The sequence below is a fragment of the Mesorhizobium sp. M0185 genome (assembly GCF_040322175.1).
GTDB lineage: Bacteria > Pseudomonadota > Alphaproteobacteria > Rhizobiales > Rhizobiaceae > Mesorhizobium.
Map to the genome: position 1 here is coordinate 108,958 of NZ_JAMYSY010000004.1, position 14,294 is coordinate 123,251.

Here is a 14,294-nt window from a genome sequence, read left to right on the forward strand (position 1 = left end):
AAAAAAGGCCGATTGCTCGGCTTTTTTTTGTTCGTAGGATAGTCGCTTCAGCCGATCTTCTGCCCGGTCTTTGCCCAGTCGGCGAGGAACAGTTCCAGGCCCTTGTCGGTCAGCGGGTGTTTGACCAGTGCCTTGAGCGTCGCCGGCGGCGCGGTGATGACATCGGCACCGATCAGCGCCGCCTGCTTGACATGGTTCACGGTGCGCACAGAAGCGGTCAGGATCTCGGTCTGGAAGTCATAATTGTCGTAGATGGTGCGGATATCGGCAATCAGCTCCATGCCGTCCCAGCCGCTGTCGTCGATGCGGCCGACGAAGGGCGAGATGAAGGAGGCGCCGGCCTTGGCGGCGAGCAGCGCCTGGGTGGCCGAGAAGCACAGCGTGACGTTGACCATGCGGCCGTCCGACCGGATGTCCTTGCAGGCTCGCAGGCCGTCGAGCGTCAGCGGCACCTTGATGCAGACATTGTCGGCGATCCTGGCCAGGATCTTGGCCTCCGCCATCATGTCCTTGTATTCGGTGGCGACGACTTCGGCCGAGACCGGGCCCTTGACGATCTCGCAGATCTCTCTTGTGACGTCGGCGATCTTGCCGCCGGATTTCAGGATCAGCGACGGATTGGTGGTTACGCCGTCGAGCAGCCCCAAATCGTTCAGCTCGCGGATTTCCTTGACATCGGCGGTGTCGACAAAAAATTTCATGGCGGTCTCCTGAAGATTTTTCATGTGCACGTCATGCACATTCGGGGTCGGACTTTGATCTAGACCAAAGTCGGGGCAAGGTCACGCCTCATGATCGAAGATTCGCCCTTTGTCGCGGCCGCACCGGTGCTGGTGCCGATGCCCGCCGAGCGCCCCTACACCTATGCCGTGCCGGCTGGCATGCGCGTGGTGCCGGGCTCGATCGTGCGCGTTCCGCTTGGGCCCCGCCAGGTCGCCGGCATCGTCTGGGACGGCGCCGTCGAAAAGGTCGACGCGAAGAAATTGCGGCCGATCGAGCAGGTTTTCGACTGCCCGCCGATCGACCGCGCGATGCGGCGTTTTGTCGATTGGGTGGCGCAGTACACGCTGTCGCCGCCCGGCATGGTGGCGCGCATGCTGCTCAGGGCGCCGGAGGCGTTCGACCCGGAGCCGTGGATCGAAGGGCTGCAGCGCACCTTCGCCAAGCCCGACCGGATGACGGAGGCGAGGACGCGCGTGCTGGAGACGGCCGAAGGCGGACTTGCCTGGACGCGATCCGGCCTGGCGCATGCGGCAGGCGTGTCGTCGACGGTGGTGGACGGGCTGAGGGCGCAGGGCGTATTCGAGACGGTGATGATACCCCCGCGGCCGGTGGTCGCAGCACCCGATCCCGGCTACACCGTGCCTTCACTGATGCCTGACCAGAGCGATGCCGCCGAGATGCTGCGCGCCAATGTCGCGACCGGCACATTCGGCGTCACCCTGCTCGATGGTGTAACCGGATCCGGCAAGACGGAGGTCTATTTCGAGGCGGTTGCGGCCGCGCTCGATCGCGGCAAGCAGGTGCTGATCCTGCTGCCGGAAATTGCGCTGACCCATGCCTTCCTCGAACGCTTCCAGGAGCGGTTCGGTGCCAAGCCGGCGGAATGGCACTCGGACCTGCCGCCAAGGATGCGCGAAAAGGTCTGGCGGCAGGTAGCGGAAGGCGGCGTGCGGGTCGTCGCCGGCGCGCGCTCGGCGCTGTTCCTGCCGTTCAGGGAGCTTGGATTGATCGTCGTCGACGAAGAGCACGACCCCGCCTACAAGCAGGAGGATCGCGTCTTTTACAATGCGCGCGACATGGCCGTGGTGCGCGGCCATATCGGCGGCTTTCCGGTCGTGCTCGCCTCGGCGACACCGTCGGTCGAAAGCCGGGTCAATGCCAGCCGGGGCCGCTACAGCAGGGCGGTGCTTTCGGCGCGCTTTGCCGAGGCGGCACTTCCCGATCTCAAGACGATCGACATGCGCCGCGCGCCGCCGGCACGCGGCGGTTTCCTGTCGCCGGTGTTGCTTGGACAAATGCGGCAGACACTGGCAAAACAGGAACAGTCGCTGCTGTTCCTCAACCGGCGCGGTTATGCGCCGCTGACGCTCTGCCGCGTCTGCGGCCACCGCTTTGGCTGTCCGGTCTGCTCGGCCTGGCTGGTCGAGCACCGCTTTCGCGGCCAGCTCGTCTGCCACCACTGCGGGCACAATGAACGCCGGCCCGAAGCCTGTCCGGAATGCGGCACGCTCGATCATCTGGTCGCCTGCGGGCCAGGCGTCGAGCGCATCGCCGAGGAGGTCGTCGCGCATTTCCCCGATGCCCGCACCATCGTACTGTCGTCCGACCTGATGGGCGGCGTGCGCCGGCTGCGGCTCGAGCTTGAAGCCATCGCCAATGGCGAGGCCGACATCGTCATCGGCACGCAACTCGTCGCCAAGGGCCATAATTTTCCCAACATGACGCTGGTCGGTGTGGTCGATGTCGATCTCGGCCTTGCCAATGGCGACCCGCGCGCCGCCGAGCGCACCTTCCAACTGCTCAGCCAGGTGACCGGCCGCGCCGGCCGCACCGGCAAGAAGAGCCTTGGCCTGCTGCAGACTTTCCAGCCCGACCATCCCGTAATGCGGGCGATCGTCTCCGGCGATGCCGAGGCCTTCTACGAACGTGAGATCGCCGAACGCGAGCGGGCGGGGCTGCCGCCCTTCGGTCGGCTGGCCGGCGTCATCGTCAGCGCCGCGACCCGGGCGGAAGCCGAAGGGCACGCCCGCGGCCTGCGCCGCGCCGCGCCGCAGGCCAGCGACCTGTTCGTGCTCGGCCCGGCCGAGGCGCCGCTATCATTGATCGGCGGGCGCCATCGCTTTCGCCTGCTGATCCAGGGCGAACGGCGCGCCGACATGCAAGGATTCATCCGCACCATGCTGGCTGAGGGACCGAAGATACGGGGTTCGGTACGCGTCCAGGTCGACATCGACCCGCAGAGCTTTTTGTGAAGGGGCTCAGAGGATAGGCTTCCGTAAATTGCCGATGCCCATCTGGCGTATGTCTCTTGCTTCGTTAGAATGCCCGAAATTTTGAATATCCATTTACGAGGGGACAACATGGAATTTGCGTTTCCGTGGCCGATGAGCCAGGGCGAGTGGCTGGCATGGTCGAGTGCCGTGGTGACCTTGCTGTTCGGCCTGCTGCTGTTCCTGGCGCCAGGGTTGGCCTTCCGGATCCTGCGGCTGCAGGTCAGACCGGAGAAGGCAGCGGCGATCGCCGAGGGGCGCGGCCGGATGTCGGGCTTCTATCTCGGCCTCAGCCTGTGCTGCATCCTCCTGGCGCAGCCGCTGCTCTATATGGCGCTCGGCTTCTCCTGGCTGTTCACCGCCTTCGGCCGGCTGCTGTCGATGATGTCGGACGGCGCCAACACGCCGTTCAACTGGGCATCCATCGTCGTCGAGCTGGTGCTGGCGGCGCTGCCTCTGGCCTTCGCCTTCGGCTTTTTGCCCTGAATCAGGGATCAATCCGGGGTTGGTTGCTGAACTCGCCCGGCGGATGCGACAATAGTGCCTGAAAACCATGCCGGACGACGCATTGCGGTCTGAAAATGCCTGTGCTAGACGGCAATCGACTTTCGATCGGGGATAGCGGAAGCCGCGCCTCCGTGCTTGGAAAAATGCAGTAAGGTCAAAGATTTAGCCAGAGTTTTTGCTCGCGCCAACAATCTGCGGCCTGTCAGACAAGAGAAAAGACGGTCCGTGGCCCAATCGTCATCGCCAATCTCAGGTGTCGCAGAACGCTATGCGGGTTCGCTGTTCGAACTCGCGCTGCAGACCAATTCGGTCGCCAGCGTCGAGGCCGACCTCAACAGTTTCGAAGCGATGCTCGAAGGCAGCGCTGACCTTTCGCGGCTGATCAGGAGCCCTGTCTTCTCCAGCGAGGACCAGGCCAAGGCGATCGCCGCGATCGCCGACAAAGCGGGGATCGCCGGCCTCACCGGCAATTTCCTGCGCGTCGTTGCCCAGAATCGCCGGCTGTTTGCCGTGCCCGGTATGATCAAGGCGTTCCGCCAGATCGCCGCCGAACACCGCGGCGAGACCGCCGCCGAGGTCACCTCGGCGCATGCGCTGACGCCTGCCCAGGAAACCGAGCTGAAAGCAGCGCTGAAAAGCGTCGCCGGCAAGGATGTGGCGATCACGGTCACCGTCGATCCGTCGCTGCTCGGCGGACTGGTGGTCAAGATCGGCTCGCGCCAGATCGATACGTCGCTCAAAACCAAACTCAATTCGCTCAAGCTTGCACTGAAAGAGGTCGGCTGATGGACATCCGCGCCGCGGAAATTTCCGCAATTCTGAAAGACCAGATCAAGAATTTCGGCAAGGAGGCCGAGGTCTCCGAAGTCGGCCAGGTGCTGTCCGTCGGTGACGGTATCGCCCGCGTCTACGGCCTCGACAATGTCCAGGCCGGCGAGATGGTCGAGTTCCCCGGCGGCATCCGCGGCATGGCGCTCAACCTCGAAGCCGACAATGTCGGCGTCGTCATCTTCGGCGCCGACCGCGACATCAAGGAAGGCGACACCGTCAAGCGCACCGGCGCCATCGTCGATGCGCCCGTCGGCATGGGCCTGCTCGGCCGCGTCGTCGACGCGCTCGGCAACCCGATCGACGGCAAAGGCCCGATCCAGGCCACCGAACGCAAGCGCGTCGACGTCAAGGCGCCCGGCATCATCCCGCGCAAATCGGTGAACGAGCCGATGTCGACCGGCCTCAAGGCCATCGACGCGCTGATCCCGGTCGGCCGCGGCCAGCGCGAGCTGGTCATCGGCGACCGCCAGACCGGCAAGACCGCGATCATCCTCGACACCATGCTCAACCAGAAATCGGTGCACGACAACGGCCCTGAGAAGGAAAAGCTGTACTGCGTCTATGTCGCCGTCGGCCAGAAGCGCTCGACGGTGGCGCAGTTCGTCAAGGTCCTGGAAGAGCGCGGCGCGCTCGACTATTCGATCATCATCGCCGCGACCGCCTCCGATCCGGCGCCGATGCAGTTCCTGGCGCCGTTCACCGCCTGCACCATGGGCGAATATTTCCGTGACAACGGCATGCACGCGCTGATCAGCTACGACGACCTGTCGAAGCAGGCCGTCGCCTATCGCCAGATGTCGCTGCTGCTGCGCCGTCCTCCGGGCCGCGAGGCCTATCCCGGCGACGTCTTCTACCTGCACTCGCGCCTGCTCGAGCGCGCCGCCAAGCTCAACGACGAAAACGGCGGCGGGTCGCTGACGGCGCTGCCGATCATCGAAACGCAGGCCAACGACGTTTCGGCCTATATCCCGACCAACGTCATCTCGATCACCGACGGCCAGATCTTCCTGGAAACCAATCTGTTCTTCCAGGGCGTCCGTCCGGCGGTCAATGTCGGCCTGTCGGTGTCGCGCGTCGGCTCCTCGGCGCAGATCAAGGCGATGAAGCAGGTTGCCGGGTCGATCAAGGGCGAGCTCGCGCAGTACCGCGAAATGGCTGCTTTCGCGCAGTTCGGCTCCGACCTCGATGCCGCCACGCAACGCCTGCTCAACCGCGGCTCGCGCCTGACCGAGCTGTTGAAGCAGCCGCAATTCTCGCCTCTCAAAGTCGAGGAGCAGGTCGCGGTGATCTTCGCCGGCGTCAACGGCTATCTCGACAAGCTGACGATCAACCAGGTCGGCAAGTTCGAGCATGGTCTGTTGTCGCATATGCGCTCGGCCGGCAAGGACGTGCTCGACGGCATCCGCAAGGAGAAGGCGTTGTCCGACGATCTGCGCGCCAGGCTGAAGGCAGAAATCGACGCCTTCGCCAAGACCTTTGCTTGAGCAGGACGGACGGGATCAGGTTTGAAGCATGCCTTCGTTAAAAGACCTTCGTAACCGTATCGCCTCGGTCAAGGCGACGCAGAAGATCACCAAGGCGATGCAGATGGTCGCCGCGGCGAAGCTGCGTCGCGCGCAGGAAGCGGCGGAAGCGGCGCGTCCCTATTCGGAGCGCATGGGCGCGGTGCTGGCCAATATCACCCAGGCGATCGGCGGCGGCGGCGATGCCCCGGCGCTGATGACCGGCACCGGCAAGGACGACGTGCATCTGCTTGTCGTCTGCACGGCCGAACGCGGTCTGTGCGGCGGTTTCAATTCGCAGATCGCCCGCTTTGCCCGCGACCACATCCGCAAGCTTCTGGCCGACGGCAAGCAGGTCAAGATCATCTGCGTCGGCAAGAAGGGGTTCGACATATTGCGCCGCGACTACGGGGCGCTGATCATCGAGCGTGTCGACCTGCGCGAGGTCAAGACGCTGGGCTTCGTCAATGCCGATGCCATCGCCAAGAAGGTGATCCACCTGTTCAACGAAGGCGGCTTCGACATCTGCACGCTGTTCTATTCGCAGTTCAAGTCGGTGATCAGCCAGATCCCGACGGCGCAGCAAATTGTCCCGGCGGGCGCGCCTGCGGCTGGCGCGGAAGTGAAGGACGGCGGCAGCGCCGTCTACGAATACGAGCCGGAGCCGGGCGAGATCCTCTCCGATCTCATCCCGCGCAACATTTCCGTGCAGGTTTTTCGCGCGTTGCTCGAGAATGCTGCCGGCGAGATGGGCGCCAAGATGAGCGCCATGGACAATGCGACGCGCAACGCCGGCGACATGATCAACAAATTGTCGATCACCTACAATCGCCAGCGGCAGGCGCAGATCACCAAGGAATTGATCGAAATCATTTCGGGCGCCGAGGCGCTCTAGGCACGCCCACAAGGAGGTCATCGACCTCAAGCGTGTGAGAAACAAAGAGACGAAAAGGGTAAAGACGATGGCGAAAGCAGCGACCCCCAAGACGGCAGCCTCTAAGGCCGCGGCACCAGCGAAGGCTCCGGCAGCAGCAAAGGCCGCTCCGGCCAAGAAGGCGGCAGCAACCAAGGCCGCCGCTGTGAATACGCCGGCCGCCACCATCAAGAAAACCGGCCTGGCAGGCAAGGTTCGCCAGGTCATCGGCGCCGTTGTCGACGTCCAGTTCGGCGAACATCTGCCGGCGATCCTGAACGCGCTTGAGACGATCAATGTCGGCAATCGCCTGGTGCTAGAGGTGGCCCAGCATCTGGGCGAAAACACCGTGCGCTGCATCGCCATGGACTCGACCGAAGGTCTGGTCCGCGGCCAGGACGTCTATGACACCGGTGCACCGATTACCGTGCCGGTCGGCCCGGGCATGCTCGGCCGCATCATCAACGTCATCGGCGAGCCGGTCGACGAGGCAGGCCCGGTCGACGGCATCGAGATGCGCTCGATCCACCAGCCGGCGCCGACCTATGTCGAGCAGTCGACGGAAGCGCAGATCCTGGTCACCGGCATCAAGGTGCTCGACCTGCTGGCCCCCTATGCCCGCGGCGGCAAGATCGGCCTGTTCGGCGGCGCCGGCGTCGGCAAAACGGTGCTGATCCAGGAACTGATCAACAACGTCGCCAAGGCGCATGGCGGCTTCTCGGTGTTCGCCGGCGTCGGCGAGCGCACCCGCGAAGGCAACGATCTCTATCACGAGTTCATCGAGTCCGGCGTCAACAAGAAGGGCGGCGGCGAAGGCTCCAAGGCCGCGCTCGTCTATGGCCAGATGAACGAGCCGCCGGGCGCCCGTGCCCGCGTCGGCCTGACCGGGCTGACGGTCGCCGAATATTTCCGCGACCAGGGCCAGGACGTGCTGTTCTTCGTAGACAACATCTTCCGTTTCACGCAGGCGGGCTCGGAAGTGTCGGCGCTGCTCGGCCGCATTCCTTCGGCCGTGGGCTACCAGCCGACGCTGGCTACCGACATGGGCGCGCTGCAGGAGCGTATCACCACGACGACCAAGGGTTCGATCACCTCGGTGCAGGCGATCTATGTGCCGGCCGACGACCTGACCGACCCGGCACCGGCGACCTCGTTCGCCCACCTCGACGCGACGACCGTGCTCAACCGCGCGATTTCGGAAAAGGGCATCTATCCGGCCGTCGATCCGCTCGATTCGACCTCGCGCATGCTCGACCCGATGGTTGTCGGCGAAGAGCATTACCAGGTCGCCCGCCAGGTGCAGTCGATCCTTCAGCGTTACAAGTCGCTGCAGGACATTATCGCCATCCTTGGCATGGACGAGCTGTCGGAAGAGGATAAGCAGACCGTGGCCCGCGCCCGCAAGATCGAGCGCTTCCTGTCGCAGCCCTTCTTCGTCGCCGAAGTGTTCACCGGCGCACCGGGCAAGCTGGTCGACCTCGCCGACACCATCAAGGGCTTCAAGGGCCTTTGCAACGGCGATTACGACCATCTGCCGGAGGCCGCCTTCTACATGGTCGGCGGCATCGAGGAAGCGGTCGAGAAGGCACAGCGCCTGGCCGCCGAAGCGGCCTGATGGTGAATGGTCAATAGTGAATTGTGAATGGGGAGTAGCGGACAGGAAATCGGGGCTGAGTGAAGGTCATTCTTTCTGACCGTTCACCATTCACCATTCACCAGTCGCTAAACTGATCATGCCTGAAGCTTTCAAATTCGAACTGGTCTCGCCGGAGCGCCTCTTGGTTTCCGAGCAGGTCGAATCCGTCATCATTCCGGGCGCCGAAGGCGAAATGACTGTCATGGCGCATCACGCGCCGGTCATGACCACAATCAAGCCGGGCGTCGTTACGCTGAAGACCGCGCAAGGCAAGGAAGAGCGCTATGTGGTGTTCGGCGGCTTTGCCGACATCGTTCCGGCCGGCTGCACGCTGCTCGCCGAATCGGCTGTGGCCGTCGGCGACATCGACCGCGCCGACCTTGCCCGCCGCATCCAGGAGGCCAGGGAAGACGCCGCCGACGCCAAGGACGATCAGACCCGCAGCAAGGCCGAGCAGTTCCTCAACCAGCTCACCACGCTCGAAGGTGCGCTGTTGCCGGCTTAACAGGCGCCCCTTGCCTTCTCCCACAAGACAAGGGGAGAAGGGGGCTGGTCACACCGCCAGTGCCTCTACTGCGCGCATCACGCCGCGCAGTTCGGCGAGGCCCTTCAGGCGGCCGATGCAGGAATAGCCGGGGTTCACCTTCTTGCCGATGTCGTCGACGATGGCGTGGCCATGGTCGGGACGCATCGGCACCTGCCAGTCCGCCCTGCCTGCCGCCTTGCGCCGCCGCTCTTCGCCAATCAGCGCCGACACGACCGCCACCATGTCGGTGTCGCCGTCGAGGTGCTCGGCTTCGTGGAAGGAGCCGTCTGGCTCCTTGGTGACGTTGCGCAGATGGGCGAAATGGATGTTTTCGGCGAAGGCCTTGGCCATTGCCGGCAGATCGTTCTGCGCGCCCGCGCCGTACGAGCCGGTGCACAGCGTCAGCCCGTTGGCCGGCGAAGCGACCGCGTCGAGCAGCGCGCGGGCATCATTGGCGTTGGAAACGATGCGCGGCAGGCCGAACAGCGAAAAGGGCGGATCATCGGGGTGGATCGCCATCCTGACGCCGGCCTCTTCGGCCACCGGCACGATCTCGCGCAGGAAGGCAAACAGGTTTTCGCGCAGGCCTTCGGTGGAGACGTCCTTGTAGAGGTCGAGGGCGCGGCGGAAGCTTGCCCGATCGAAGATGAATTCGCGCGCCGGGACCCAGCCGATCAGGTTGCGCTCCAGCCTTGCCTTGTCGCTGTCGCTCATCCCTTGCAGTCGCACACGCGCGGCCTCGATACGGGCCGGTGGGTGATCGGCCTCCGCCCCTTCTCGCTCAAGGATGAAGACGTCATAGGCGCAGAGCTCGACGACATCGAAGCGCAGCGCCGTGCCGCCATGCGGCATCGGGTAATCGAGGTCCGTCCGCGTCCAGTCGGTGATCGCCATGAAATTATAGCAGACGGTGTTGATACCGGCGGCGGCGACGGCGCGGATCGAGGCCTTGTAATTGTCGATCAGGCTGCGCCAGTCGCCGCTGCGGGTCTTGATGTCCTCGTGCACGACGATGCTCTCGACCACGTCCCAGGTCAGCCCTGCTGCCTCGATCTCGGCCTTGCGCCTGGCGATCTCGTCTGCCGGCCAGGCGCGGCCGTCGTTGAGGTGGTGCAGCGCGCTGACGATGCCGACGGCGCCGGCCTGACGGACATGGGCAAGCGTCACCGGATCGTCCGGCCCGAACCAGCGCCAGGTCTGTCTCATGGCTTCTCACTCCCTATGCCAAGCGCCGCCAAAGCTGCGGCAGTGCCGCCCCGCCGCAGGCGCTCGAGATGGGCTGCCGTCAGATCGATCAGTGTCATGCGGTGGGCATGGTCCTTGGCGAAGCCGGCGAGATCGAATATCGCTGTCACCGTTTCATCAGCCGGCCGGCTGCCGAGCGCCGTAAGCCGAGCGTCGATCGGGTCGGCAAAATGGGCTTCCGGCAAGGTTTTGCCGCGCGCCTCGCAAGCGGCGATCCAGGCCGCCACCACCAGCATGAGATGCGCGGGCGGGTCACCGGCGCCCAGTCGATCGAGGGCCGAGGCGACGATGCGCTGCGGCAGCTTCTGGCTGCCGTCATTGGCGATCTGCGCCGTGCGATGGGCGAGCGCGGTGTTCGAATAGCGTTCGGCGAGCTGGGCCGTGTAGCCGGCCGTATCGAGCCCGGCGTCCTGCGGCAGCGTCGGGATGGCCTCGGCCCATAGTCCGTCGACGAATTGCCGGATCGCCGGATCGGCAAAGGCGCGGTCGACCGTGTCGTAGCCGCTGAGCAGGCCGAGATAGGCGATTGCCGAATGCGAACCGTTGAGCAGCCGCAGCTTCATGTCCTCGAAGGGCCCGACGTCGCCGACCATGGTGACGCCGAACTTTTCCCAGGCCGGCCTGCCTGCCGGGAAATCATCCTCGACCACCCATTGGCAGAACGGCTCGGTCATCACCGGCCAGGCATCCTCGACGCCGAGCTCGACGGCGATACGCGCCCGGTCGGCATCGGTGGTCGCCGGCACGATGCGGTCGACCATGCTCGACGGGAAGGCGACGCCGTCGGCGATGTGTGCGGCGAGCCTGGCATCGCCTGAAGTGGCGAGCCTGGCATCGCCTGAAGTGGCGAGCCTGGCATCGCGCAGTGCGGCGAATTCGACCAGCAGGCGGTGCAGCGTGGCGCCATTGGCCGGAAGGTTGTCGCAGCAGAGCACGGTGAAAGGCTGGATGCCGGCGGCACGGCGGCGCGACAGCGCCTCGGTCAGGAAACCATGCGCCGTCCGTGGCATTTGCGGGTTAGCCAAATCATGGGCGATGTCCGGATGGGTGCTGTCCAGACCGCCGCCGGCTGCTCTCAGATAAGCCTTTTCGGTGATCGTGAGCGTGACGATGCGGGTGCGCTGATCTGTCAGAGCGGCGAGCACCGCAGCCGGATCTTCCGGCGCCACCAGCAGCGACAGGATCGAACCGATGACGCGTAGCTCTTCGCCGATGCTGCTCCTGATCGCCAGCGCGTAGAGGCCATCCTGCGGCGCCAGTGCGTCGCGCGTGTCTGGACTGCGCAAGGACACGCCGACAATGCCCCAGTCCGCCTCGCCCGCCGCCAGGCAGTCGTCGATATAGGCCGCCTGGTGGGCGCGATGGAAGGCACCGACGCCGAGATGGACGATGCCAGGTGCGACGCCGCCGCGGTCGTAGCGCGGGGCCGCGACCGAAGCCGGCAGTGCCTTCAGCGTGCTGTTGGAAAGGCGTCTATTGGTCATTGCGCCACGTGTCTGATCGAGATTGTTGGGTCACTGCTGGCAGGCGGCGTAACACCCGATGCCGTCACGCACAATGGGCAATGGCCGTCGAAAAGTCATCATACAACAACCCAGTTTTTGTATGTTGACATTATTTCTTTTCAACCCTACCGATGTCCGGATTGGGAGGATTTGCGTGGCCGCATTGACGGATCCGGATTTGCTGTTTGCCGCCGACGAGGCGCGCCCGCTTTCGCTGGCCCGCGATCTCTACGCCACGGTCAAGGACCTGCCGATCGTCAGCCCGCACGGCCACACCGATCCGCGCTGGTATGCGCTCAACGAGGCGTTTCCCGATCCGGCGCAGTTGCTGATCGTGCCGGACCACTACATTTTCCGCATGCTGTTCAGCCAGGGCGTTCGGCTTGAGGAGCTTGGTGTGCCGACGCTTGACGGCTCGCCGGTGGAAACCGACGGCAGAACGATCTGGCGGCGCTTCGCCGAGCATTATTACCTGTTCCGGGGTACGCCGACCCGGCTGTGGTTCGACCATGTGCTTGCCCACCTGTTCGGCATCGACGAGCCGTTGACGGCCGCAACCGCCGACCGCCATTACGACATGATCTCGACCTTGCTGCAGTGGGAGAATTTTCGCCCGCGAGCGCTGTTCGAGCGCTTCAACATTGAAGTCATCGCAACGACCGAAGGCGCGCTCGACGATCTCAGATGGCACCAGATGATCCGCGACAGCGGCTGGGAGGGCCGCGTCGTCACCGCCTATCGGCCGGATGCGATCGTCGATCCCGACTTCGAAGGGTTCTCGGCCAATCTCGACCGGCTTGGCGAGATCACCGGCTGCGACACCGGCAATTGGGCCGGCTATCTCGATGCGCATCGCCAGCGGCGCGCCTTCTTCAAGAGCTTTGGCGCGACTTCCTCCGATCACGGCCATCCGACGGCCGAAACCGCCAATCTCTCGGATGCCGCCGCGCAGGAGCTGTTCAACCGCATCCGCCGGGGCTCGGACGACGAGCGCGAGCGAAAGCTGTTCCGCGCCCAGATGCTGACCGAGATGGCCAAGATGAGCCGCGACGACGGGCTGGTCCTGCAGATCCATCCCGGCTCCTGGCGCAATCATTCGCCGGCTATCTTTCGGAAGTTCGGCAGGGACAAAGGCTTCGATATTCCGACGCGAACCGACTATGTGACGGCGCTGAAGCCGCTGCTCGACTGCGTCGGGCTGGAGCGCGACCTCACCATCATCCTCTTCACCCTCGACGAGACCAGCTATGCGCGCGAGCTGGCGCCGCTCGCCGGCGTCTACCCGGCATTGAAGCTCGGGCCGGCCTGGTGGTTCCACGACAGCCCCGAAGGCATGCGCCGGTTCCGTGAGATGACCACCGAAACGGCCGGTTTCTACAACACCGTCGGTTTCAACGACGACACCCGCGCCTTTCCATCCATACCGGCCCGCCATGATGTGGCGCGCCGGGTCGATTGCGCATATCTGGCGCGTCTCGTCGCCGAGCATCGGCTCGGCGAGCACGAGGCGCACGAGCTGGCGCAGGAACTTGCCTATACGCTCGCGAAAAAGGCGTACCGGCTCTAACGGCGCTTGCCGCCATCGTTCAAACGGGAGGAAACCAATGCTGCATTTTTCAAGACTGGCGGGAGCTACGCTAGTTGCCGCCGCACTGCTGGCCGGAACGGCAAGCGCCCAGACGGTCCTGCGCTCGTCCGACACCCACCCGGATGGCTATCCGACGGTCGAGGCGGTCAAATATTTCGGCGAGCTGGTGAAGGAGCGCACGGCCGGCCGCTATGTGATCGAGATCTATCCTTCCGCGCAACTCGGCGAGGAAAAGGACACGATCGAGCAGGTGCGTACCGGCGTGATCGATCTCAACCGCGTCTCGATGGCGCCGTTCAACGGGCTCATCCCGGAGACCACCGTGCCCTCGCTGCCCTACATCTTCCGTTCGGAAGAGCATATGCACAAGGTCATGGACGGGGCGATCGGCGACCAGATCGCGGCGGCGTTCGACCAGGTCGGGCTGGTGCTGCTCGCCTTTTACGACGGCGGCTCGCGCTCCTTCTACAATTCGAAGAAGCCGATCAACACCGTAGCCGACATGGCCGGGATGAAGTTCCGCGTCATCCAGTCCGACATCTTCGTCGACATGGTGGCGGCACTCGGCGCCAACGCGACGCCGATGCCGTATGGCGAGGTGTATTCCGCGATCGAGACCGGGGTGATCGACGGCGCGGAGAACAATTTTCCGAGCTACGACACTGCCAAGCATGCGGAAGTCGCCAAGTACTATTCGCTCGACGAGCACACGATGGTGCCGGAAGCCTTCGTCATGGCGAAGTCGAGCTGGGACAAGCTGACGCCGGAAGACCAGGCGATCTTCAAGGCGGCCGCCAAGGAGAGCGTCGCCAAGCAGCGCGAGCTGTGGACCGCCAAGGTCAAGGAATCGCGCGCCAAGGTCGAGGCGGCCGGTTCGCAGATCACGACGCCGGACAAGCAGCCCTTCATCGACGCGATGGGGCCGGTCTATGAGAAGCACGTCAAGGACGACAAGCTGAAGGCGATGGTCGAAGCCATCAAGGCCGTGCAGTGATCAAGCGGCGGCGCGGACATTCCGCGCCGCCATCCTCCTGGGGAGAAAACCGGT

General features: G+C 64.5%; 12 protein-coding genes. 9 read left to right on the forward strand and 3 right to left on the reverse strand.

Annotation, left to right across the window (positions count from 1 at the left end; genetic code table 11):
* Positions 1-47: 47 nt before the first annotated feature.
* On the reverse strand, positions 48-701 hold the full coding sequence (gene fsa / locus NKJ20_RS05060) for a fructose-6-phosphate aldolase (protein WP_023678103.1): 654 nt from the start codon (positions 699-701) through the stop codon (positions 48-50).
* 90 nt (positions 702-791) lie between these two features.
* Here fsa and NKJ20_RS05065 point away from each other — a divergent pair, with 90 nt between their 5' ends.
* From NKJ20_RS05065 to NKJ20_RS05095, 7 genes are all read left to right on the forward strand, one after another.
* Complete coding sequence (locus tag NKJ20_RS05065) at positions 792-2,975, forward strand: primosomal protein N' (protein ID WP_352742892.1); 2,184 nt, start codon at positions 792-794, stop codon at positions 2,973-2,975.
* Between the two features lie 108 nt (positions 2,976-3,083).
* Positions 3,084-3,479, forward strand: a complete 396-nt coding sequence (locus NKJ20_RS05070) for an AGROH133_08824 family phage infection protein (RefSeq protein ID WP_023678101.1) — start codon at positions 3,084-3,086, stop codon at positions 3,477-3,479.
* A gap of 246 nt (positions 3,480-3,725) precedes the next feature.
* Complete coding sequence (locus tag NKJ20_RS05075) at positions 3,726-4,286, forward strand: F0F1 ATP synthase subunit delta (RefSeq protein ID WP_352742894.1); 561 nt, start codon at positions 3,726-3,728, stop codon at positions 4,284-4,286.
* Positions 4,286-5,815, forward strand: a complete 1,530-nt coding sequence (gene atpA / locus NKJ20_RS05080) for a F0F1 ATP synthase subunit alpha (RefSeq protein ID WP_352471281.1) — start codon at positions 4,286-4,288, stop codon at positions 5,813-5,815. The genes NKJ20_RS05075 and atpA overlap by 1 nt, the downstream gene beginning before the upstream one ends.
* A 28-nt stretch (positions 5,816-5,843) precedes the next feature.
* On the forward strand, positions 5,844-6,728 hold the full coding sequence (locus NKJ20_RS05085) for a F0F1 ATP synthase subunit gamma (protein ID WP_023678098.1): 885 nt from the start codon (positions 5,844-5,846) through the stop codon (positions 6,726-6,728).
* 67 nt (positions 6,729-6,795) lie between these two features.
* The gene (gene atpD / locus NKJ20_RS05090) at positions 6,796-8,361 is read left to right on the forward strand and encodes a F0F1 ATP synthase subunit beta (RefSeq protein ID WP_352742896.1); all 1,566 of its coding nucleotides are present in this window, start codon (positions 6,796-6,798) and stop codon (positions 8,359-8,361) included.
* A gap of 118 nt (positions 8,362-8,479) precedes the next feature.
* Positions 8,480-8,887 (forward strand): F0F1 ATP synthase subunit epsilon, encoded by a 408-nt coding sequence (locus NKJ20_RS05095; protein WP_352742897.1) that lies wholly within the window; start codon positions 8,480-8,482, stop codon positions 8,885-8,887.
* A gap of 48 nt (positions 8,888-8,935) precedes the next feature.
* Here the strand turns inward: NKJ20_RS05095 and uxuA are convergent, their stop codons facing one another.
* Both uxuA and NKJ20_RS05105 read right to left on the reverse strand, forming a co-directional pair.
* The gene (gene uxuA, locus NKJ20_RS05100; RefSeq protein WP_352742899.1) at positions 8,936-10,114 is read right to left on the reverse strand and encodes a mannonate dehydratase; all 1,179 of its coding nucleotides are present in this window, start codon (positions 10,112-10,114) and stop codon (positions 8,936-8,938) included.
* Positions 10,111-11,637: a mannitol dehydrogenase family protein gene (locus NKJ20_RS05105; protein ID WP_352742901.1), complete on the reverse strand. Its 1,527-nt coding sequence runs from the start codon at positions 11,635-11,637 to the stop codon at positions 10,111-10,113. The genes uxuA and NKJ20_RS05105 overlap by 4 nt, the downstream gene beginning before the upstream one ends.
* A 175-nt stretch (positions 11,638-11,812) precedes the next feature.
* Here NKJ20_RS05105 and uxaC point away from each other — a divergent pair, with 175 nt between their 5' ends.
* Positions 11,813-13,225: a glucuronate isomerase gene (uxaC, locus tag NKJ20_RS05110; RefSeq protein ID WP_352742903.1), complete on the forward strand. Its 1,413-nt coding sequence runs from the start codon at positions 11,813-11,815 to the stop codon at positions 13,223-13,225.
* A 37-nt stretch (positions 13,226-13,262) separates the two neighbouring features.
* On the forward strand, positions 13,263-14,240 hold the full coding sequence (locus NKJ20_RS05115) for a TRAP transporter substrate-binding protein (protein ID WP_352742905.1): 978 nt from the start codon (positions 13,263-13,265) through the stop codon (positions 14,238-14,240).
* Positions 14,241-14,294: the final 54 nt, after the last annotated feature.

What these genes read in the sequence shown, in the direction of transcription:
- NKJ20_RS05085 (WP_023678098.1), top strand. Translation starts at nt 5,844, where the DNA reads ATGCCTTCGTTAAAAGACCTTCGTAACCGTATCGCCTCGGTCAAGGCG.
- NKJ20_RS05105 (WP_352742901.1), bottom strand. Translation starts at nt 11,637, where the DNA reads ATGACCAATAGACGCCTTTCCAACAGCACGCTGAAGGCACTGCCGGCT.
- NKJ20_RS05070 (WP_023678101.1), top strand. Translation starts at nt 3,084, where the DNA reads ATGGAATTTGCGTTTCCGTGGCCGATGAGCCAGGGCGAGTGGCTGGCA.
- uxuA (WP_352742899.1), bottom strand. Translation starts at nt 10,114, where the DNA reads ATGAGACAGACCTGGCGCTGGTTCGGGCCGGACGATCCGGTGACGCTT.
- NKJ20_RS05065 (WP_352742892.1), top strand. Translation starts at nt 792, where the DNA reads ATGATCGAAGATTCGCCCTTTGTCGCGGCCGCACCGGTGCTGGTGCCG.
- atpD (WP_352742896.1), top strand. Translation starts at nt 6,796, where the DNA reads ATGGCGAAAGCAGCGACCCCCAAGACGGCAGCCTCTAAGGCCGCGGCA.
- NKJ20_RS05115 (WP_352742905.1), top strand. Translation starts at nt 13,263, where the DNA reads ATGCTGCATTTTTCAAGACTGGCGGGAGCTACGCTAGTTGCCGCCGCA.
- fsa (WP_023678103.1), bottom strand. Translation starts at nt 701, where the DNA reads ATGAAATTTTTTGTCGACACCGCCGATGTCAAGGAAATCCGCGAGCTG.
- atpA (WP_352471281.1), top strand. Translation starts at nt 4,286, where the DNA reads ATGGACATCCGCGCCGCGGAAATTTCCGCAATTCTGAAAGACCAGATC.
- NKJ20_RS05095 (WP_352742897.1), top strand. Translation starts at nt 8,480, where the DNA reads ATGCCTGAAGCTTTCAAATTCGAACTGGTCTCGCCGGAGCGCCTCTTG.